At 58.0% G+C, this 21,301-nt stretch carries 21 protein-coding genes and 1 tRNA gene; 13 read left to right on the top strand and 9 right to left on the bottom strand.

Translation table 11 applies throughout. From position 1 onward, the window contains the following. Nucleotides 1–63 precede the first annotated feature (63 nt). Nucleotides 64–1,134, top strand: coding sequence for an alpha/beta fold hydrolase (locus CXQ82_RS10625; RefSeq protein WP_101268614.1), 1,071 nt, complete (start codon nucleotides 64–66; stop codon nucleotides 1,132–1,134). Here the strand turns inward: CXQ82_RS10625 and CXQ82_RS10620 are convergent. Together CXQ82_RS10620 and CXQ82_RS10615 are read right to left on the bottom strand one after the other, a co-directional pair. Then, nucleotides 1,131–1,952, bottom strand: coding sequence for a DeoR/GlpR family DNA-binding transcription regulator (locus CXQ82_RS10620; RefSeq protein WP_101268612.1), 822 nt, complete (start codon nucleotides 1,950–1,952; stop codon nucleotides 1,131–1,133). The genes CXQ82_RS10625 and CXQ82_RS10620 overlap by 4 nt on opposite strands. An 84-nt stretch (nucleotides 1,953–2,036) precedes the next feature. Continuing rightward, the gene (locus CXQ82_RS10615) at nucleotides 2,037–3,134 is read right to left on the bottom strand and encodes a tRNA-dihydrouridine synthase (RefSeq protein ID WP_101268610.1); all 1,098 of its coding nucleotides are present in this window, start codon (nucleotides 3,132–3,134) and stop codon (nucleotides 2,037–2,039) included. 102 nt (nucleotides 3,135–3,236) lie between these two features. Here CXQ82_RS10615 and CXQ82_RS10610 point away from each other — a divergent pair, with 102 nt between their 5' ends. The 12 genes from CXQ82_RS10610 (at nucleotide 3,237) to CXQ82_RS10555 (ending at nucleotide 14,845) form a co-directional block, all read left to right on the top strand. Next, a complete protein-coding gene (locus CXQ82_RS10610; RefSeq protein ID WP_101268608.1) occupies nucleotides 3,237–4,172 on the top strand; it encodes a LysR family transcriptional regulator in 936 nt (311 codons plus the stop codon). Further along, nucleotides 4,169–5,032 (top strand): LysR family transcriptional regulator, encoded by an 864-nt coding sequence (locus tag CXQ82_RS10605; RefSeq protein ID WP_101268606.1) that lies wholly within the window; start codon nucleotides 4,169–4,171, stop codon nucleotides 5,030–5,032. Before CXQ82_RS10610 ends, CXQ82_RS10605 begins: the two co-directional genes overlap by 4 nt. A 228-nt stretch (nucleotides 5,033–5,260) precedes the next feature. Then, a complete protein-coding gene (locus CXQ82_RS10600) occupies nucleotides 5,261–5,686 on the top strand; it encodes a VOC family protein (RefSeq protein WP_032885513.1) in 426 nt (141 codons plus the stop codon). A 160-nt stretch (nucleotides 5,687–5,846) separates the two neighbouring features. Next, nucleotides 5,847–6,626, top strand: a complete 780-nt coding sequence (locus tag CXQ82_RS10595; protein WP_101268604.1) for an allophanate hydrolase subunit 1 — start codon at nucleotides 5,847–5,849, stop codon at nucleotides 6,624–6,626. Next, nucleotides 6,623–7,564: a biotin-dependent carboxyltransferase family protein gene (locus CXQ82_RS10590; RefSeq protein ID WP_101268602.1), complete on the top strand. Its 942-nt coding sequence runs from the start codon at nucleotides 6,623–6,625 to the stop codon at nucleotides 7,562–7,564. The genes CXQ82_RS10595 and CXQ82_RS10590 overlap by 4 nt, the downstream gene beginning before the upstream one ends. Then, nucleotides 7,557–8,327: a LamB/YcsF family protein gene (locus tag CXQ82_RS10585; protein ID WP_101268600.1), complete on the top strand. Its 771-nt coding sequence runs from the start codon at nucleotides 7,557–7,559 to the stop codon at nucleotides 8,325–8,327. Before CXQ82_RS10590 ends, CXQ82_RS10585 begins: the two co-directional genes overlap by 8 nt. 240 nt (nucleotides 8,328–8,567) lie before the next feature. Further along, the gene (locus CXQ82_RS10580; protein WP_101268598.1) at nucleotides 8,568–9,914 is read left to right on the top strand and encodes an MFS transporter; all 1,347 of its coding nucleotides are present in this window, start codon (nucleotides 8,568–8,570) and stop codon (nucleotides 9,912–9,914) included. A 47-nt stretch (nucleotides 9,915–9,961) separates the two neighbouring features. Beyond that, entirely contained in the window at nucleotides 9,962–10,384 is a 423-nt protein-coding gene (accB, locus tag CXQ82_RS10575) for an acetyl-CoA carboxylase biotin carboxyl carrier protein (protein ID WP_101268596.1), read from the top strand. A 17-nt stretch (nucleotides 10,385–10,401) separates the two neighbouring features. Further along, nucleotides 10,402–11,763, top strand: coding sequence for an acetyl-CoA carboxylase biotin carboxylase subunit (accC, locus tag CXQ82_RS10570; protein ID WP_101268594.1), 1,362 nt, complete (start codon nucleotides 10,402–10,404; stop codon nucleotides 11,761–11,763). A gap of 281 nt (nucleotides 11,764–12,044) precedes the next feature. Further along, entirely contained in the window at nucleotides 12,045–12,425 is a 381-nt protein-coding gene (locus CXQ82_RS10565) for a LexA family transcriptional regulator (RefSeq protein WP_101268592.1), read from the top strand. Next, nucleotides 12,418–13,695, top strand: coding sequence for a translesion error-prone DNA polymerase V subunit UmuC (umuC, locus tag CXQ82_RS10560; RefSeq protein WP_101268590.1), 1,278 nt, complete (start codon nucleotides 12,418–12,420; stop codon nucleotides 13,693–13,695). Before CXQ82_RS10565 ends, umuC begins: the two co-directional genes overlap by 8 nt. Nucleotides 13,696–13,897: 202 nt before the next feature. Further along, a complete protein-coding gene (locus CXQ82_RS10555; RefSeq protein ID WP_101268588.1) occupies nucleotides 13,898–14,845 on the top strand; it encodes a toll/interleukin-1 receptor domain-containing protein in 948 nt (315 codons plus the stop codon). A 178-nt stretch (nucleotides 14,846–15,023) separates the two neighbouring features. Here CXQ82_RS10555 and CXQ82_RS10550 read toward each other — a convergent pair whose 3' ends face one another. The 7 genes from CXQ82_RS10550 to CXQ82_RS10520 form a co-directional block, all read right to left on the bottom strand. Then, nucleotides 15,024–15,494 carry a hypothetical protein gene (locus CXQ82_RS10550; RefSeq protein ID WP_101268586.1) on the bottom strand — a complete coding sequence of 157 codons (471 nt, stop codon included), beginning with the start codon at nucleotides 15,492–15,494 and terminating at the stop codon, nucleotides 15,024–15,026. Nucleotides 15,495–15,628: 134 nt separating this feature from the next. Beyond that, nucleotides 15,629–17,362, bottom strand: coding sequence for an integrase arm-type DNA-binding domain-containing protein (locus CXQ82_RS10545; RefSeq protein WP_101268584.1), 1,734 nt, complete (start codon nucleotides 17,360–17,362; stop codon nucleotides 15,629–15,631). Nucleotides 17,363–17,584: 222 nt separating this feature from the next. Next, a tRNA-Gly gene (locus tag CXQ82_RS10540) sits at nucleotides 17,585–17,660 on the bottom strand. Nucleotides 17,661–17,719: 59 nt separating this feature from the next. Then, nucleotides 17,720–18,280: a CDP-diacylglycerol--glycerol-3-phosphate 3-phosphatidyltransferase gene (pgsA, locus tag CXQ82_RS10535; protein WP_032886611.1), complete on the bottom strand. Its 561-nt coding sequence runs from the start codon at nucleotides 18,278–18,280 to the stop codon at nucleotides 17,720–17,722. 32 nt (nucleotides 18,281–18,312) lie between these two features. After that, a complete protein-coding gene (gene uvrC, locus CXQ82_RS10530; protein ID WP_101268582.1) occupies nucleotides 18,313–20,136 on the bottom strand; it encodes an excinuclease ABC subunit UvrC in 1,824 nt (607 codons plus the stop codon). Between the two features lies 1 nt (nucleotide 20,137). Then, nucleotides 20,138–20,779 carry a UvrY/SirA/GacA family response regulator transcription factor gene (uvrY, locus tag CXQ82_RS10525; protein WP_032886613.1) on the bottom strand — a complete coding sequence of 214 codons (642 nt, stop codon included), beginning with the start codon at nucleotides 20,777–20,779 and terminating at the stop codon, nucleotides 20,138–20,140. A gap of 151 nt (nucleotides 20,780–20,930) precedes the next feature. Beyond that, nucleotides 20,931–21,296 carry a helix-turn-helix domain-containing protein gene (locus CXQ82_RS10520; RefSeq protein WP_101268580.1) on the bottom strand — a complete coding sequence of 122 codons (366 nt, stop codon included), beginning with the start codon at nucleotides 21,294–21,296 and terminating at the stop codon, nucleotides 20,931–20,933. Nucleotides 21,297–21,301: the final 5 nt, after the last annotated feature.

Raw genomic sequence — 21,301 nt, 5'->3', positions numbered from 1 at the left:
GATCAAGCCCGTGCATGCCTTGGTATGCACGGGCGCCTAAAACAAAAATAATAGGACCTACCCATGCATAGACTCAGTCCACGCCCCGCGATCGGGCTGTTGTTGTCCCTGGCGTTGCTCAGTTCCGCGGTCGGCGCCGCGTCGTTACCGGCCGCGACCGAGGGCGATTGGATCGCCCCGCAGTTCACCTTTCACACCGGTGAAAAACTCGCCAACCTCAAACTGCACTACATCACCCTCGGCAACCCCAAGAACCCCGCCATTCTCTACCTGCACGGCACTTACCGGCCCGGCAGCGATGTGCTGAGCAAGGATTTTGGCGGCGAACTGTTCGGCCCCGGGCAGCCGCTGGACGCCAGCAAGTACTACATCATTGCCACCGACGGCATCGGCGTGGGCCAGTCCAGCAAACCCTCCGACGGCCTGCGCGCAAAGTTCCCCGAGTACAACTACACCGACCTGGTCCAAGCCCAGTATCGGTTGGTGACCGAAGGCCTGGGGATCAAGCACCTGCGGCTGATCATCGGCAACTCCATGGGCGGCATGCAAACCTGGATGTGGGGCCAGACCTGGCCGCAGATGATGGACGCGCTGGTGCCCATGGCGTCCCAACCCACCGAGATGTCCTCGCGCAACTGGATGATGCGGCGTTTGCTGGTCGAGTCGATCAAGCAAGATCCGGCCTGGAACAACGGCAACTACAGTGCACAACCACCCTCCCTACGTCTGGCCAACGCGATGTTCAGCGTTGGCACCAGCGGTGGCACCCTCGCCTATCAGGCGGCGGCACCGACCCGAGCGCTGGCTGACAAATGGGTGGATGAGCGCTTGAATGCCGCGCAAACTGCAGACGCCAATGACTTTATCTACCAATGGCAATCTTCCGCCGACTACAACGCAGCCCTTGGCCTGAACAAGATCCAGGCGCCGGTGCTGGTCATCAACTCGGCGGACGATGAGCGCAACCCTCCGGAAACCGGACGGCTGGAAGCGTCGATGAAAGAGCTCAAGCATGCACGGCTGCTGCTCATCCCCGCGAGTGCCGACACCCGTGGCCATGGCACCACGAGCATGGCGAAGTTTTACCGCAAGGAGCTGGGGCAATTTATGCAAGAGACGGAAAAGGCGCGTTAGGCTGGCTGGGGGTCGGACGGCAACATCAATTCGACCCCTTGCTTGCGAATCCCATCCGCCGCCGCTGGCGCCAGCGCATCATCACTGATGATCACATCGAACTGCTCCAGCCCGGCAATTTTGTACAGGCTGAACGTGCCGTACTTGGAGCTGCTGGCCACCAGCACCGCTTGGGACGCCGACTGCATGGCCACCTGCTTGACTTCCACCTTCAGCGCCGACGGCGTAGTAATGCCGCGTCGCAGGTCCCAGGAGCTGGTCGAGATAAAGGCGATGTCCGTCACCACCTGACGCAGTGTCGCCACCGCCAGGCCGCCGACACACGAATGATTGGAATGGTCCAACTGCCCACCGGTATGGATCACCGTCACGTGCGGTGCATCCATCAACGCCTGCACCACGCCGAAGTCATTGGTCACCACCGTCATGCCACTGAGCAACTTGATATAGGGCACGATCTCCAACGTGCTGGTGCCCGCATCCAGATAAACCGTCATGTCCGCACCCAGGAGGCGAGCGGCGAGCTTGGCCATGGCTTGTTTCTGCGGCAACTCGACCACGGCCTTGACCTGGTGACTCGGCTCACTGTGAAGCTGGCTGGCAATGCGCACACCGCCCGTCACCGAATACGCCAGGCCTTCCTGCTCAAGCAGCGCGATATCACGGCGCACCGTCATGTGCGAGCAGTCGAACATCTCCATTATCTGATGAACACTCAGCACGTGATGTTTGCGCAACTGGCGCAAGATCAACTCGCGACGTTGTTCAGGAATCATCGGCGCGCCGCTTTCGGCGGCCATGTCCTTCTGGCTTGGCATTCGGTGCTCCAAAGGCTTGAATCGAGTGGCGGTGGTTGACCTACATAGTAGCGAATCCGCTCGCCGAGCTGTAACTCGCTACGGCTATTTCAACTCGCTGTCCTTGATATGCGCAATCGGCGCGAGGAGCGACGGGTCGAAGGCCTGCAGCGCACGCGATTCGAGCGAGCGCTGCAGCCAATCCGGATTGGCCAACGCGGCCTTGCCCACTGCAACGATATCAGCCCCGCTCTGCATGGTGTGGTCGGCATCCTGCAACGTCTGCACACCGCCATTGGCAATCAGCGTGACACCGGGCGCGTAACGGCGAGCCAGCGTTACCAGGCTTGCCTCGTTACCGATAAAGGCCGGCTGCCAGGCTTGATGCTCCGTCACGTGGATGTAGTCGACCCCGGCGTCAGCCAAGCTGGCGAAGATCACCTGCGCGTCGCGCTCGCCACCCGCCCATTTGTGCTGAAAGTCATTGACCTTGCCCTGGGATATACGCACACCCACCGGCGAGTGCCCGGTTACCTTTTTCACCGCGCCGATAACCTCAAGCGTCAAGCTCAAGCGCTGGCGAACATCACCGCCCCATCGATCTTCGCGTTGATTGGAATAGTCCGTCATGAACTGATCCAGCAAGTAGCCGTTGGCGCCATGGATCTCGACACCATCGAAGCCCGCGACTTCAACAGCCCGTTTCGCCGCCTGGGCAAACCCCTCGATGGCATCTGCGATAGCTTCATCGCTCATGGCCCGGGGCACTCGGTATGCACCCTCGCCGTAATAAAACTTCATCTGTTCGCCTTTCGGGCGAATCGCCGAAGGGCCGGCTGCGTGATCGACAAAGCGGTTGGCCTGACTCAATGCGCCGGCGTGCATGATCTGCGCGATTGCAGCGCTGTGATGGCGATGAATCGCCTCGACCACCGCGCGCCAGGCCAGCGCCTGTTCGCTGTCGGTGATACCGGGCTGGTTCAGGTAGCCCTGGGCATACTGCCGATCGGTGTAGATCCCCTCCGTGATGACCAAGCCAAAACCGCCACGAGCAAAACGCTCGTAGTATCGGGCCATTGTCGGTGTGGCATTGCCGCTCTCGCTGGCACTGACGCGTGTCATGGGTGCAAGCGCCATGCGGTTTTTCAGTTTAAGAGCGCCCATATCGAATGGAGTTACAATGCGCGAGTTTAGTGCTGTCATGATTTGCCCTCAATTAGTCGCCAGCCACGACGATAAGCGCGGCAATCGCCCATTAGAAGCGCACGCTTGCAATAAGGCGCCTTAACGCAAACGGTTATAGCCATGCAGATTCCCGAGATAGAGGTGTTCGCCAACGTCGCCATCAGCAACAGTTTGTCCGAGGCCGCGCGGCGGCTTGGGTTGTCGGCGATGACCGTCTCACGGCGTCTGGCGGCCCTGGAAAAAGAGCTGGGAGTGCGCCTGGTACACCGCACCACACGCTCCGTCGCACTCACGCCGGAAGGCGAAATGTACCTGCCTTACGCAAAGACCATGCTCGAGGCCAATGAAGCTGCGCGTACCACGTTGAAAACCAGTGCGGGCAGTGCCAGCGGCACATTGAGGGTTACCGCCCCCAGCGTCTTTGGCCAAACCGTCATCATGCCGTTGCTCCCAGCGTTGCTGGCTGCCAACCCGACCCTCAAGGTCGACCTGACGTTATCGGATAGCATCATCGACATCGCCGGGCTCGGCATTGATGTAGCCATTCGCATCGCCACACTGCGCGACTCAACGTTGGTGGCCACACCCCTGGCACCAAACCCGCGTGTAGTCTGCGCAAGCCCGGACTACCTGACGCAATGGGGCACACCGACGGTGCTGGATGACCTCAATCAACATCAGTGCATCGCGTTGCATAGCATGCCCTACTGGCCGTTCACCCACGGCGATAACGCTGTGGCCATTCGCGCTCAGGGCGCGTTTTCCGCCAACAGTGTCGAGGCGGTGCGCACTGCAAGCAAACAAGGTCTGGGCCTGGCCATGCTGACCTACTGGGATATCCGCAACGAGCTTGCAGAAGGCTCCCTCGTAAGGGTGAACCTTGAGGATGTACTGCCCGAGCAACTGTCGATCACGGCGGTGCTGCCGACGCGTCACCATGTTCCGCACAGAGTGCGCGTGTTCGTTGAGCACCTGGAAAAAGTACTCAACAATACTCACAGCGAACCAGACCACCTTCTGCGCCAACACCCCATCACGAATCCAGGTGCAACATGATCAGAGAGTTGAAGACATTTATCTGCGTTACGCAGCGGGGCACGTTCGCAGCGGCTGGCCAGCAGGTTGGGCTGACGCAGTCGGCCGTCAGCGCCCAGATCAAAAGCCTTGAGGACAGCTTGGGGGTCAAACTGTTTGATCGTACCGGACGCTCAGCGACGCTCAATTCAGCCGGTCAACGTGCCATTCCCCTGGCCGAGGAAATCCTGCGGCTTTTCGCTCGGATGGGTGCCGCAGACAGCGGTAATGACTTCCACGGAGCACTGCGAATCGGCGCGATCGGCACGGTTCAGACCGGGATCCTGCCGCAGGCGCTGGTGGCTTTGAAGTCACAGGCGCCTTTCATCGAAACCAACCTTGTGCCGGGTGTGTCTTTGAACCTGCTCAGCCAAGTGGACGCCGGCGAGTTGGACTTGGCCATCATGATCAGACCGCCGTTTTCCCTACCCAAGGACCTGCATGCCGAAGTCATCGCGCGCGAGGCGTTCGTATTGATCACGTCCAAAGAGGTAGTGGGTGACGACCCACTGGCGATTCTGGCGGAACAACCCTTCGTGCGGTATGACCGAGGCTCGTTTGGCGGGCGGCTGGTCACCCAGTTTCTCAAGCAGCAAAAAATCCACGTGCAGCAGGCACTGGAGCTGGATGAACTGGATGCCATTGTCAAAATGGTACGCAGCGGGCTCGGCGTTTCGCTGGTACCCAAGGCGGGTCTTTGGCTTGAACATGCGGAGGATGTCAGGGTCCTGGAGTTGCGCAAGCTGACGTTTTTCAGGGAGATCGTACTGGTCTCGAAATACCGGCAAAAACATTCGCCCCTGTTCAACATTTTCCGGACCTGCGTTCTTGACGCGGTGTGATGCCTTTCGAATGCATAGGGGCGATAGAAAATCAATCGCGGCACAGCTAGCGTTTCAGCGTTTGTACGAACCATCGTGGTGCAGCACGAACAACAATGGTGCAAAAGCCTGTGTTACCGATTTACTCATCGAAATTATTCGTGCTCAGGACACAGAATTTGCGCTTTTCCCCACCGTGTTTCCGGATAAGAATTGATTCAGATCAAAACAAATCAATAGGAAACCACCGTGAGCCTCTCCCCTTTCCATCTGGCAATTCCCGTCTACGATCTGGCCGCCACACGTCACTTCTACGGTGAGGTGTTCGGTCTTTCCGAAGGTCGCTCGAGCGACCAATGGGTAGACTTCGATTTCTACGGCCATCAACTGGTCATCCATGAGCACCCAAAAACTGCTTCGCAGGAAAGCGTGCACAGCAACCCGGTAGACGGCCACGACGTACCGGTTCCGCACTTCGGCATCATCCTGGAGTGGGCACAATGGGAAGCCCTGGCCGAGCGCTTGAAAGCGCGTGCGACCAAGTTTGTGATCGAACCCTACATTCGCTTTAAAGGCCAGGTCGGCGAGCAAGCCACCATGTTCCTGTTCGACCCGTGCGGCAACGCGCTGGAGTTCAAGGCGTTCAAGGATATGAGCCAGCTGTTCGCCAAGTAATCTGTTGTTCAAGCGACCGTCGCCATTAGAGCGACGGCGCACTCCCAAGCCGTGAAGCCTTGCTGTGTTGCGCCGGATACCTGTGAAAGCTTGTGCTTTCTCTGTCTCGCTGCACGCGCCTGGCCGATGCTTAGCCTGCCGCATGAGGATAGAGAACACTATGTCCGACCTCAGTCGCATTTTGGATGAGCCGCCAGGAGCGCCTCTTTCACCCGCTGAATGGCAGTTCGAGCCCTGCGGTGATCGCTGCGTGATCCTGATATTTGGCAGCGTATTTTCCATCGACCTCAACCGCCAGGCCGCCTCGGTCGGCAGTCAATTACGCACACTGGCTGCTCAAGGCAAGCTGCCAGGCGTCACGGATGTTGTCTCTGCGATGGTGACCGTCGGCGTTCATTACTCTCCCGAGTCAATTGCCAGCCTTTTCCCCGGTGTGTCGCCTTACGAATCGATCTGCACACTTGTGACCGAGCGTCTCAAGGATTCGCGCAGTGCTGCCGCAACGACCGGCGCTCGCCTCGACATCCCCGTGTGCTACGACCCGGAATATGCACCGGATCTTGAAGATATCGCGCAGGCCAGCGGCCTGACCACCAACGAGGTCATCGCCGCTCACTCGGCCGACTGGCTGGATGTATTGATGGTCGGTTTCGCGCCAGGCCATCCCTACATAGGCATGCACGACAACGCTCTGTCGCTGCCGCGTCGCGCCACACCGCGCACGCTGGTCAAGCAAGGCAGCATCGGCATCGCCAACCGACAAAGCGTGATTTACCCGGCTGACCTCCCCGGCGGTTGGAACCTCATAGGGCGTACACCGCTGCCCATGTTTTCCCCCTTGAGTCAGCCGCCGTGTCGTTTACAGGGCGGCGACCGGATTCGATTCGTACCCATTACCCGCCATGAGTTTGACCTGTTGGCTCGGGAGAACACGAAGTGACCATCAAGGTAATCAAACCCGGCATGCTATCTACTTTCCAGGACACCGGACGGCATGGTTTCCAGCATTGGGGCGTACCCGTGACCGGCGTGATGGATGAGGATGCGCATGCCCTGTGCAACCTGCTGGTCGGCAACCCTCGTACCTTCAGCACGTTGGAAATGACCCTGCAGGGCCCGACGCTGCTCTTTCAGGCCAAAGCCGTGATTGCGCTCGCCGGCGCGGACCTCGGCGCCGAGCTGGATGCGATTCCGCTCAAGCCCGGCGTGGCAGCCCTGGTGTCTCCAGGCAGTACCTTGAGTTTCGGCAAACGGCGACAGGGCGCCCGCAGTTACCTCGCGGTAGCTGGCGGCTTTTTGCTGCACCCGTTGATGAACAGCACCAGCACGTACTCCCGGGGCGGGTTCGGCGGGCTGCGCGGCCGTGCGCTGCAAGCCGGGGATATGATCCCTATCTGCTCATCGTTTGCCAACCCGCCTCGCCTAAGCCCCCGCTCCAACTTTGGGCTTTATGAAGCGGTCGTCTGCGAACCGATCAGAGTGATCGCGGGGCGAGAATGGAAGGACTTCTCCGCCGAGTCCCAAGCGCACTTCTTGAACCATGACTACACCCTGAGCGGTGACTCGGACCGTATGGGCTACCGACTCGATGGCACACCGCTGGCGTTGTCTTCGCCCAAAGAACTGTTATCGGAAAGTGTCGCGTTCGGCACCGTCCAAGTGCCTCCCAGCGGCAAGCCGCTGATCTTGATGGCTGACCGACAAACGACCGGCGGATATCCACGTATCGCCCAAGTAGCCAGTGTCGATCTGCCACGGCTCGCGCAGTTACTGCCGGGCGACAAGTTGCGATTCTCTCTTATAGATTTGAGCGCCGCCGAAGCATTGCTGCTCACCCGCGCTCGCACGCTCAAAGCGATGGAGGCCTTTAATGCCTGAAATAGACTTCAACAGCGACCTTGGCGAAGGTTTCAGCATTTATCGCGCAGGCGACGATGCGGCGATTCTTCCACACCTCACCTCAGCCAATATCGCCTGCGGCTTTCACGCCGGGGATTCGCGTTCCATGCGCTCAACCGTGGCGCTGGCAGCACAGTTGGGTGTGGCAATCGGTGCCCATCCTGGCTTTGACGACCTGCAAGGTTTCGGTCGCCGAATGATGACGCTGTCCGAGGATGAAGTGTACGAACTCATCGTTTACCAAGTCGGTGCGTTGCTGGGCTTTACCAAAGCGGCCAAGGTCGAACTGCGCCACGTCAAACCCCATGGTGCGCTTTACAACTTCGCGGCGGTGCACCGCCCCACTGCCGATGCGATTTGCCGGGCAGTAAAAGACATTGATCCGAGCCTGATTCTTTTCGGCTTGTCGGGAAGCGCCTTGGTCACCGCCGCCCAAGCCTGTGGCTTGACCGTGGCACAGGAAGTGTTTGCCGATCGCAGCTACCAGGAGGACGGCACACTGACGCCACGCAACCAGCCTGGCGCAATGATCGAAAACCTCCATGAGGCCATCGATCAGGTCATGAACATGCTGCATTTAGGCGAAGTGCGCACCACCCAAGGGACCTGGGTACCGGTGACGGCACACACACTTTGCCTGCACGGCGACCAGCCCGGCGCTGCAGCGTTTGCCAGTGCCATCAGGCAAGCCCTGCTCAAGGAAGGCATCACCATTCAAAAGCCCGCGCGTACGCGTATTTGAGTGACACCCATAACGTTTACCCATAATAAAAAGGAAACAACCATGCCTCGTGAATCAAACCCCTCGTTTTAACTGCCGAGCTTAAAACCTCGTCTGAGAGCTGAATAGTCAATGACGGATGCGTCTGGGCGCCTGAATGCCCGGATGAACTGTGCACTGTCGGTTTTCAGTACGTCACTTTCAAGGCAGGCCCCTCTGCCACTTAACTCTTTTGGCCATTGGCCAGAGTGGAAGGTATTTATGTCTCGTGTTCTCTCTGAAAATACGCACTCCCCGCACATCGACGTCGAGGCACACGCCACCGGCGGTACAACGCAGTCGGCCGTGATTGCCAAGCGCGCAGCTATGGCCTCGGCCACCGGCACCGCCGTTGAATACTATGAGTTCAGTATCTACGGGTATATGGCGACCATCATCGCCCCACTGTTCTTTCCCGGGGACAATCCCGCCGCCGCCCTCCTCGCCACTTTGGCGGTATTCGGCATTGCCTTTGTCATCCGCCCGATCGGCGGCGTGCTGCTCGGCCGCCTTGCTGACCGCATCGGCCGACGTCGAGTACTGCTCAGCACCGTGATCGGCATGGGCACCGCCACCGCTCTTATTGGGGTGCTGCCGACCACCGCCCAGATCGGCCTGGCCGCGCCTATCCTGCTGGTGCTGTTGCGACTGTCCCAAGGCTTCTTCGCCGGCGGCGAAGTGGTAGGCGCCGCAGCGTTTGTGGCGGAATCTTCTCCCAACGGCCGACGCGGGTTCTTCGGTTCATTCACACCGCTGGGCGTTGCCGTGGGTGGCGCCACCGGCGCGATTGTCTGCGGTATCACCACCGGGTTGCTCAGTGCCGAGCAACTGCAGGCATGGGGCTGGCGTATCCCGTTCTTCCTGTCCATCCCGCTGGTTATGTTTTCGTTTTACATGCGGCATAACGTTGAAGAAACGCCGGAATTCAAAGCCTTCCTGGAGAAGGAAAAGCCACCGGTAGCACCGGTCAAAGAGGTGTTCAGCAAAAACCTGCCGGCACTGCTGCGGGTCATCGTATTTGCGTCTGCGCAGAATGCGGGTTACTTCATCGGGATGGTGTTCATGAACATCTACCTGACCACCTACCTGCATTTCGACAAATCCAAAGTCTACTGGGTGATTGCAGTGATCAGCCTGTGCATGGCGGCGATGATGCCCTTCTGGGGTGGTTTGTCAGACCGTATCGGTCGCCGGAAGGCACTGAGCATCGGCTTTCTAGGCTACGCCATTCTGGTGATTCCCATGATGATCCTGATGGACAGCGGCAGCCTATGGATCGCTGCGCTGGCAATGTTTGTCGCCACCTTGCCCATGCCAATCGTGCAATCGGTGGGCTACCCGACTTACGCCGAGCAATTTCCGACACGTGTGCGCTACACGGCCATGGCGATCAGCATCAACCTGGGCGCCATCCTGGGCGGTGGGATCACCCCCTACGTGGTCACCTCGATTATCACCAAGACCGGCAATTTACTGGTACCGGGCTATTTCATGGCGGGTGCTGCGGTGTGTGCCTTGTTAGCGATTCTCACGCTGCGTGAAACGTCTAAGGGCAACCTCCTTAGGTAGTCCGACATGACGTTAAGCCCCTAATCCAAACATAAGGTTGCAGTTGCATGGACATTGAAAAAGTAAAAGAACTGGTCAAGTTGATCGAAGGCTCGGGCCTGGCGGAGATCGATTTCAAAGAAGGCAACAATCGGGTCCGCCTTCGTCGAGACAGTAAACCCGCCGCTCACATCCCCGCGGTGGACGCTCCACAGATAGCCGAACTGCAGCAGGCTCCGGTCAAGCCTAAACCCGTCGGGACGGTTATCTCGGCACCGATGGTGGGCGTGTTCTACCGAAAGGCATCGGCGACTTCAGCAGCGTTCGTTGAGATTGGCCAATCCGTGGCAAAGGGCGATGTCTTGTGCATCGTGGAAGCCATGAAAATGATGAACACCGTGGAGGCAACCTGCAGTGGGGTCATTGAGGCAATCATGGTCGAAGACGGTCAGCCCGTTGAATACGACCAGCCCATGTTCAACATTGTTTGAGCGACGCGGAGGTCAGAATGAGTGAAGTCGCAAAACTGCAAAAAGTAGTGATCGCCAACCGTGGCGAAATTGCCTTGCGTATCGTACGCGCCTGTAAAGAACTGGGCATCAAGACCGTCGCTGTTTACTCGACGGCCGATACCGAACTGATGCACGTGAAACTGGCGGACGAAAGCATTTGCATCGGCCCGCCACTGGCCACGAACTCGTACCTGAAAGTCTCGAACATCATCGCCGCTGCTGAAGTGACCGGCGCTGATGGCATCCACCCGGGCTACGGCTTCCTCGCGGAAAACGCCGACTTCGCCGAACAGGTGGAAAAATCCGGCTTTGCCTTCATCGGCCCGAAAGCCGAAACCATTCGCCTGATGGGCGACAAGGTGTCGGCCAAGGACGCCATGATCGCCGCCGGCGTGCCAACCGTGCCTGGCTCCGACGGCCCACTGCCGGAAGACGAGGCAACCGCCCTGCGCATTGGTCGTGAAGTCGGTTACCCGGTGATCATCAAGGCCGCCGGTGGCGGTGGTGGTCGCGGCATGCGTGTGGTGCACAAGGAAGAAGACCTGATCGAAGCCGCCAAGCAGACCCGCTCCGAAGCGGGCGCCTGGTTCGGCAACCCGATGGTCTACCTGGAAAAGTACCTGACCAACCCACGTCACGTGGAAGTCCAGGTACTGTCCGACGGCCAGGGCCACGCCATCCACCTGGGCGACCGCGATTGCTCGCTGCAACGTCGTCACCAGAAGGTGTTGGAAGAAGCGCCGGCACCGGGCCTGGATGAAACCGCTCGCCAGGAAGTGCTGGCTCGCTGCGTCAAGGCGTGCATCGACATCAACTACCGTGGCGCCGGTACCTTTGAGTTCCTGTACGAGAACGGCCGTTTCTACTTCATCGAGATGAACACTCGCGTGCAGGTAGAGCACCCGGTGTCGGAGATGGTTACCGGTATCGACATCGTCAAGGAGATGCTCAGCATCGCCGCCGGCAACGTGCTGTCCTTTACCCAGGACGACGTGAAGCTCCACGGCCACTCCCTGGAGTGCCGGATCAACGCCGAAGACCCGAAAACCTTTATCCCAAGCCCTGGCCTGGTCAAGCATTTCCACGCGCCCGGCGGCAACGGCGTCCGTGTGGATTCGCACCTGTACAGCGGCTACAAGGTTCCGTCCAACTACGACTCGCTGATCGGCAAGCTGATCACCTGGGGCGCCACCCGCGACGAGGCGATGGCCCGCATGCGCAATGCCCTGGACGAAATCGTGGTAGACGGCATCAAGACCAACATCCCGCTGCACCGGGACCTGGTTCGTGATGAAGGCTTCTGCGAAGGTGGTGTGAACATTCACTACCTGGAACACAAGCTGGCAAATCCGGTTTGAAATCGATGGCCCGGGCCAGTCCGATGATATGAGGCAAGAGATCCATAATCTTGCTCATCCGCTGCAACGCGCAACCTTTTCATTCGTGCAACCGGTAAGGGGGAGACTTGAATGAGTGCCCTGTTTCCCCCGCGCTTGGTGGATGGCAGCTAACACACTATTGCCTTGCATCGCCGGGGGAACGGGCCGCAATGCACTTACATACCTAGTGCGTCCAACTCACTCAGCAATGCAGGCGGGATGATCAACTCGGCTGCACTCAAGTAGAGGGCGGCGCTACCCTGCCCTTTTACTCCTTCCAAGTACCGGCAGGTTTCCCTTCCCCGGCGGCCGACCATATCGAGCAGCACATCTCGATGGACGAAGTGCTAAACATCCGCGCGCCCCACGTCTACCTGATCACCATCACCGGCGAGAGCATGCAGGGCGCCGGCATCTACGAAGGCGATATCGGCATTGTCGACCGTTCCATCGAGCCCGCTCACGGTCATGTCGTCGTCGCAGTGCTCAACAATGAACCCATCTGCAAACGCCTGTGCAAACGTGGCAAAGAGATCATTCTGCTGTCGGAAAACCCCAAATACCCTGCGCGCTACATCCTTGAGGGCGACGAGCTGTCGATCTGGGGCGTGATCACCAGCACCGTGCGCAGCCATGTCTAAACCGACGCCTGTATTCGCCCTGATCGACTGCAACAGCTTCTACGCCAGCTGCGAACGCGTGTTCCGCCCAGACCTGGCCAGAACCCCGATTGTAGTCCTGAGCAACAACGACGGCTGCGTCATCGCCCGCAGCTACGACGCCAAACCCTTTATCAAAATGGGCGAGCCGTACTTTCAGATCAAACACAAACTCAAACTACACGGCATCGTGCCCTTCTCCTCCAACTACGCCCTGTACGGCGACATGAGTGAACGGGTCATGAGCTTGATTGAAGCAATGGTGCCGTCGGTTGAGGTGTACAGCATCGACGAAGCCTTCGCTGACCTGAGCGGCATGACAGAACTCGACGCCCTGGGCCGATGCATACGCAACCAGGTACTGCGCTGCACCGGTATTCCTGTGGGTGTTGGCATTGCCCACACCAAGACATTGGCGAAATTGGCCAACCACACGGCCAAGCGCCTGCAGGGGCAAACTGGTGGCGTGGTGGATATCTGCACGCCGGAGAAACGGGACTGGGTGCTGCGCAATACTGATGTGGCGGAGGTCTGGGGTGTTGGGCGAAAAATGAAGCAACATCTGGACGGGATGGGCATCAAATCGGCAATGGATTTGGCCAAGGCAGATCCGCGGATGCTGCGTAAGAAATTCAGCGTGGTGATTGAAAAGACCGCCCGGGAGCTGTCGGGCACGCCGTGCCTGGAACTGGACGAACCGGATCCGCCCAAGCAAGAGATTTGCTGCAGCCGGATGTTTGGTCAGCGGCTGACGGAGCTGGCGCCGATCAAAGAGGCGGTGGCCACGTACATGATGCGAGCTTCGGAAAAGCTGAGGGCGCAGAAATCGTTGTGCAAGAAGATCAGGGTGTCGATTCGGACAGGGATGTTTAATCCGGAAGAGGCTAAGTACGCAAATGGGGTGGTCGTGGAGATGCCTTACCCGACGGATGATGTGCGGCTATTAACGCGGTTTGCGGTGGATGCGGTGGAACAGGTATTTCGGATGGGGTTTAACTACAGCAAGGCAGAGGTGCTGTTGCTGGGGCTTTGTCAGCCTGGGGAATATACGGATGATCTGTTTGCGTTGTCGCAGCCTGCTGAAGCGACACGGGTGATGTCGGTGTTGGATGAGATCAATGGGCGTTGGGGGAAAGGGACGTTGCGCTCGGCTAGTGTGCCGGTGGACCCTGTGTGGGCGATGCGGCGGGAGATGATGAGTCAGAGTTATACGACGCGGTTGGATCAGTTGTGGAAGATATCGTGCAGATAACCGCAATTCCGGGCATCGAAACAGCTACTGGCATACGTTCCCGCTCTTCAGTCTTCCAGTCACCACCTTGATGCAGTAAGCGTATGAGCGCCCGGTGCAACCTTGTGCGAATATTTGCCTTGAGTCGTAACAAGCCACGTGATCTATTTCGACACGACAATTCGGAAGCGCATATTCATCAACGGGCGAGTCAGGAGCAGCAATGGCAAAGGTATTTTTTTCGTATTCTCACGATGACGAGCAATACCGTGATCAGTTAGAAAAACACCTGGCGTCGTTACGCCATGAAGGGCTCATCGAATCATGGCACGACAGGCGAATTCTGGCTGGCCAGCATCTTGGGAATGAAATCGACCAACAGATCAATGCGGCCGACGTCATCCTGTTGCTCGTAAGCTCAAGCTTTCTCGATTCTCGGTACTGCTATTCCATCGAAATGACACGAGCCTTGGAGCGAAATGCCGCAGGAGAAGCGCAGATCATCCCGGTGATCGTCCGGCCCTGCGATTGGCATTCAACCCCGCTGGGCAATCTGCTCGCTGCGCCCAAGGATGGCAAAGCCATCACGACGTGGCCGAATTACGACGAGGCCTACACCGATGTCGCGAGGAAGATCCGAGCTGTGGTAACACGCATTTCACCGGCAGTGACCTCGCCTGCTCCGCTTGCCGTTCCAACTGAGCCCTCTTTCTCAGCGTCAGTAGCTGCCCCCCCTCGCTCCAGTAACCTCGCCCTTAAAAAGACGTTCAGTGAATTGGATGCCGATAGATACTTGCAGGAATCGTTTGACTTCATCTCACGTTTTTTCGAAGGTTCGCTGCAGGAGCTGGAAGCTCGCAATGACGGGATCAGCTGTCAATTTCGCCGCATCGACGGCAATACCTTCACCGGCGCGATATACCGCCAGGGCAACAAAGCCAGCGAATGTTCCGTAACACTTGGCGGCATGGGCGGACGAAGTATCGAATTCTCCAGCAGTGCATCTGCTCGTGGTGGCTTTAACGAGATGCTTTCGGTGGATCATGATGATCAGTCACTATTCCTTAAGTCACTGGGTATGGCGATGCATGTCTCACGCTCACAAAAACTGACACAGGAAGGCGGCGCAGAACTGTTTTGGTCAATACTCATCGGACCATTGCAGCGATAACTTCGACACGAATCGGTGTGTATGCGCTGCATCAAAACGATCATGCTCAGCAGGCCGGGCTCCAGCGTGAGTTCGAACGCTCAACATGTTAGGGAAGCCCAGTAAATTTCCGAAGTGGCGGGCTTCCAAACTCGTTGATCATCTAGTCCATAATTTGGCGGAGCCATACGCTGACTGCTTACCGCTTGAAAATGGGAGTGCTTGCAATGCTGTAAAGTAGCGATTTAGCAGGTGCACTGATTGCATTGCTGTGCGGCCCAACGTTTGTAACATCGATCTCAATGTCGCCTTCGTCACCAAGTAGCACGTTCCCATACCGACCTATTCTGATTGCCCATATAGGCCGCCAAATATCTTTCCCATCATCCGATACGACGCTCTTTTCAAAAACGTACCGACCTGAAATTACCCCCTCCACAATTTGAATAGTCAATCGTCCCCTTGCCTCACCATAAGGAGTGGACACCGCAGAAACCAGGTTATCTGTTGCCGCAAAGGAAACACCAAAATTGGCCTGGGCATGATTCAAGGCAAAAAACTTTGTCAATTCCGCGAGCAAATAACCGCAATACATTTTAATGCTTTCGCAGTCGTGTCTGGTACTGTCAATCAATCGCTGGTTATTCAAATCCACGTGCTGAAAAATCATGACGCTCTCCCATCCTAGTTGGAGAGGCAGTATGCCATTTCAGCTATCCAGATCAGCAAGATTGCAGCCTGAAGTTGGGTGCCGATAAGACCCAAGGTGCGACACACCAACCTCATGCTCAGATCGATGGCAAATCATGGAGTCTCTAGCTGATTTGAGAGCATCCAAAAGACGTCCCAAGGCCCTATTGCGCAGCCTGTCGCCAAGACTTTCTGCGTTTGTGCAAGCCGCACAGAATCCAGCTGCCAATCTGGAATCCGCAACCCACGATTACCCAGACTGATCGCTAACAACCGTCCCGCCTTGATTTCCCGACTCACTTGCTCCCGCGACATTCCCGCTAACCGCGCAAAATCTGGCACCGTCAAATTAGTCGGCGCCTCGTACGCCGCCAGCATTGCAAGACGCTCACGCTGTATATCCGAAACAACCGGTTCATCTGCCACCACTGCGCCCTCCTCGCGCGCTCCCGGACGTGAAGCATCACCTTCAGCACCTAAGGACGCCGTAACCCTTTTCGGCGCACTAGCGACGTCATAGACCAACGAAGTGCTAGCTCCCCCCTCCGCCGCCAGCAACGGGGCCGTCCCTTCCAACCGAATGGTCAGCGGCGAACACGCAGCCTCATGCTTGCCCTGCGCCCACAACTCCAACCGATTCGCCCAATCCTGCATCATCGTGCGGCGTTGCTCGATGTATCTTGCGTGGTTATAGGTGGCGCTGACTTGGTCTGGATCCGCATGGGAAAGCTGCGCGTCAATCCAATTTTTGGGGTAACCGATCTCGTGCAGTGCAGTTGAAATGGTCGCGCGCATGCCGTGCCCGGTGAGCTGGTCGGCGTAGCCCATTCGGTGCAGGGCATTGTTCAGTGTGTTCTCGCTGATCCGCAGTTTTAGGTTGCTGCGATGTGAGAACAGAAACTTCTGTGCGGGTACGACTTGATCAAGTAGGTAGCGGACGATTTCGATTGCCTGGACGGAAAGCGGAACGACGTAAGGCGGAATTTCACCGGCAGGTTTATTGCGCTTGCGCATCTTGAGTTGGAGCTGTTTGACGACCTCCGGCGGAATGACCCATAGCTGCTTTTCCAGATCGAACTGATCAGGCGTGGCGTAGCGCAGTTCGCCTGTTCGAACGCCGGTCAGCAGAAGCAGGCGCAAGCCTAGTTTGGTTTGAAGGTGACCGCCGTATTGTCGGATGGCCTTCAGCAGGTCGGGTAGTTGCTCCATCAGCAGGTAGGGGTTGTTCGCCACCGGTGGTTTGGGCAGTGCGACGACGTCCAGGTCTGAGGCGGGGTTGAGTTCCATGCCTTCAACTTTTACCAGGGCGTAGCGAAACAGCTGGTTGAACCAGGTGCGGCATTTTTCGGCCATGGTGAAAGCTTTGCGTTGTTCGATGGTACTGAGGATCGCCAGCAGGTCGTGGCGGGTAATACTTTTGATGGGACGCTCAGCCAGGGTGGGCAGAATGTCTTTTTTGAAGACTCTGAGGATTTGCGAGAGGGTGGTTTGGCGACCTTCTTTCAGGCTCAGGCGACGGAAGTCGATCCAGTCGTTGTAGACCGCTTGGAAGGTTTGTTTTATTTCGGCTGCGATCTCAATACGCTGCCGCTTTCGGTGGTCGCACGGGTGGATGTTTTGAGCCAGTAACCTACGCGTTTCGTCTCGATGGGTGCGCGCTTCTTTCAGGCTAACGGCGGGATACATGCCAAAGGACATGCACGCCTGTCGCCCAGCCCAGTAGTAGCGAAATAACCAGCATTTGCTGCCGGCTGCAGTCACCATGAGCGACAAGCCATCAAAGTCGCCGATAGTGTATTTTTTACCCGTTGGCCGGGCATGCCGAATGGTGAATTCCGAGAGTGGCATGGTGAGCTCCTATTAGAGAGTCAGCACCCGATGCTCGTCCGGTAACCTGAGGGGAACCATCAAAAATACGTTTTCCAGCCGTTCCGTAAAAACTACTTAAGAAACTACTTAAACGTACCGGATTACCCTGGTTTTCAGTGGTTTTCCGCAGAAACGAAAAAAGACGCCGAAGCGTCTATTTCGCTATCCTCAGTGCCCTATGGACATCTGTGGATCAATACTTGGAGCGGGAAACGAGACTCGAACTCGCGACCCCGACCTTGGCAAGGTCGTGCTCTACCAACTGAGCTATTCCCGCTTGGTGATGCGCATTCTATAGAATCCCCAGCACCCGTCAACCCCTTGATTCAAAAAAGTTTATTTCTTTTCAACGGTGGTGCGCAGATGCGGCCAGGCGGCGCGTAGATACTGGAGCATGGACCACAGGGTCAGGCCCGCGGCGATGAGCAGCAAGGCGTAGCCCAGCAGGACCCAGAAGGAGAAGTCCGATGGGTTGGCCAGCAGGATGACCAGCGCGAGCATTTGCGCGGCGGTTTTCCATTTGCCCATGTTGGAGACGGCCACGTGGGCGCGGGCGCCGATTTCGGCCATCCATTCGCGCAGGGCCGAGACGACGATCTCACGGCCGATGATCACCGCAGCCGGCAGGGTCAGCCACAGGTTGCCGTGTTCCTGTACCAGCAGGACCAGGGCGACCGCCACCATGAGTTTGTCGGCCACCGGGTCCAGGAACGCGCCGAAGGGCGTGCTCTGCTCCAGGCGGCGGGCCAGGTAGCCGTCGAGCCAGTCGGTGGCGGCCGCGAAGGCGAACACCGAACTGGAGGCCAGGTAGCTCCATTCGTAGGGCAAATAGAACAACAAAATAAAAATCGGGATAAGCAGGACGCGTAGAACGGTGATCAGATTAGGGATATTCATCGGCACAACTGGCTACGAGGTGGAAAGGCATTCTATTCGCTATGCAGATTCGCATAAATCAACTCAGCGAGCTTTTTACTGATACCGGGTGCTTTGGCTATTTCGTCAATGCTGGCACGGGATAGCTCCTGCAAGCCACCAAAATGTTTAAGCAGGTCACGCCTGCGCGTCGGACCAACGCCCGCCACCCCTTCCAGGGTTGAGGTTCGCCGGGTTTTACCCCGCCGCGCGCGGTGGCCGGTAATGGCGAAACGGTGGGCTTCGTCACGGATCTGTTGAATCAGGTGCAGCGCGGGCGAATCGCCCTTCAAAGTGAACTCATGGGCCGCATCATTCAAGTACAACGTCTCGAAACCGGCCTTGCGCGTGGCGCCCTTGGCCACGCCGAGCAGGATCAGGTCGGGCACCGCGAGTTCGTTGAGCACGTCACGGGCCATGGACAGCTGCCCCTTGCCGCCGTCCACCAGGAGGATATCGGGCAGCTTGCCCTCCCCGTCCTTCAGCTTGCTGAAGCGTCGCGTAAGCGCCTGGTGCATCGCGGCGTAGTCATCGCCGGCAGTGACCCCTTCGATGTTGTAGCGCCGGTAATCGGACTTGATCGGCCCTTCCGGCCCGAACACCACGCAGGAGGCCACGGTGGCCTCGCCGCTGGAGTGGCTGATGTCGTAGCACTCCAGCCGCTGCGGCGGTTCATCCAGGTTGAGGACTTCAGCCAGGGCATCGAAACGCGCGGCTACGTGCTGTCGATTCGCCAGGCGTGCGCCCAAGGCCTGCTCGGCATTGGTCACGGCCAATTGCTGCCAGCGCGCGCGAGTGCCGCGTACGCGGTGGCTGATATCCAGCTCGCGGCCGCGCAGTTCGTGAATGGCCTCGATCAAGGTGGGGAAGTCTTCATGCACCACGTTGACGATCAGCTCGGACGGCAAGTCGCGTTCGGGGCTGCTGACGTAGTACTGGCCCAGAAAAGCCGCCATGACTTCGGCCACTTCTTCGTCGATACCGGTCTGCGGGAAGAAATTCTTGCTGCCCAGCACTCGCCCGCCACGCACGCTGATCAAGTGCACACAGGCGCCGCCCGGGTTGACGAAGGCCGCGATCACATCAACGTCACCGGTGCCGCCTTCCATGCTTTGCTGGTCCTGGACGCGGCGCAGCAAGGAGATCTGGTCACGTAACTCGGCAGCCCGCTCGAAATCCAGGGTACTGGCGGCCTGCTCCATGGCGCCCGAGAGTTCATCGGTGAGGGCATTGCTGCGACCTTCGAGGAACATCACCGAATGGCGCACATCCTCCGCGTACTCCGCCGGCTCCACCAACCCCACGCAAGGCGCCTTGCAACGCTTGATCTGGTATTGCAGGCACGGCCGTGTGCGGTTCTTGTAGAAGCTGTCTTCGCACTGGCGCACAAAAAAGGTTTTTTGCAGCAGGCTAAGGCTTTCGCGAATCGCACCGGCGCTGGGATAGGGCCCGAAATACTTGCCCTTCTGCTTCTTCGCGCCCCGGTGAATGCTCAGCCGCGGGAACTGGCCGTCGGATAAAAATACGTACGGGTAGGATTTATCGTCGCGCAGCAGGATGTTGTAGGGCGGCCGCCATTCCTTGATCAGCGTCTGCTCAAGCAGCAGCGCCTCGGTTTCATTGGCGGTGATGGTGGTTTCGACCTGGGCGATACGCGCCACCAGTGCGGCGGTCTTCGGCGCCAGGCCGCTCTTGCGAAAGTAGCTCGCCAGGCGGTTTTTCAGGTTCTTGGCTTTGCCCACGTACAGCAGGCGTGCCTCGCTGTCGAACATGCGGTACACGCCGGGGCGGCCGCTGCAGGTCGAGAGAAAGGCACTGGGATCAAACGGCGTGGTCATGTCAGGCGCTGGCGTCCACCATGCCGTGGCGCACCGCGAGCAGGGTCAATTCAACATCACTGCTGATGGCGAGCTTCTCGAAAATGCGATAACGGTAGGTGTTAACGGTCTTGGGCGACAGGCACAGCTTGTCGGAGATCGTCTGCACCTTCTGGCAGCCAACGATCATCAAGGCAATCTGGATTTCCCGCTCCGACAGCGCATCAAACGGCGAGTCACTGACAGGCTGGAAGGATTTGATCGCCAACTGCTGGGCAATTTGCGGGCTGATATAACGCTGGCCGGCAAACACCAGGCGAATGGCTTGCACCATTTCCGCCAAGCCTGCGCCCTTGGTCAGGTAGCCGGCAGCGCCTGCCTGCAAGAGGCGGGTGGGAAACGGATCTTCCTCGCACACGGTGACCACCACGACTTTGATGTCCGGATGGCTGCGCAGCAGTTTGGTCGTGGCGCCCAGCCCACCGATCCCGGGCATCTTGACGTCCATCAAGACCACATCGGGTTTCAACTCCCGGGCCTTGATCAGGGACTCTTCCCCCGATTCGGCCTGGCCGACTACTTGCAGGCCATCGATGTCAGCCAGCATTCGTGTAATGCCTGTACGAACGAGATCATGGTCATCGACTACTAGCACCCTAATCAAGCAGACACCTCGCGATATGGTCTTATAGGTTGCTGAACACCTTAGCAAAAAACCAAGGCGCAGACCTAGCTGCAAGCGTCATATATATAGAGTTTGAACGCGCAGTACGCGCCTGCCGAGCGGTAGGCGGCTGAATTTGCTGGGCAACAGGTCAGGAATCCTGGGACGAAGCCTTGGCTTTTCCATTTGACGAAACAGAATGTTCGGCCAGGGTCGAGGTCAGGCGACGGATTGCATCCTGGTCCTCCTTGAACATGGCGCGGTAGTCAACCAGCACCTTCTCTTCGATATGGCTGAGGTTGTCCAGCTGAATCGGCGTGGCAGTGCCGGTCAACACATACAGGATATCTACACCTCTTTCGGCGACACGAGACAGGTAGTCCGCTTTGGGCGCTCGCCCTCCACTTTCATATTTGCCTTGTGCATTTGCTTCAACGCCGCCTATTTCGCCAAACAGTTTTTGCGACAGACCGAGTCGCTCTCTTTCCTGCCTCAAACTCGAACCGATTCCACTCATTTGGA

Origin of the sequence: Pseudomonas sp. S09G 359 (genome assembly GCF_002843605.1) — a bacterium.
In the GTDB taxonomy this organism is placed as follows: Bacteria; Pseudomonadota; Gammaproteobacteria; order Pseudomonadales; family Pseudomonadaceae; genus Aquipseudomonas.
This window is presented reverse-complemented; position numbering and strand designations above follow the sequence as displayed.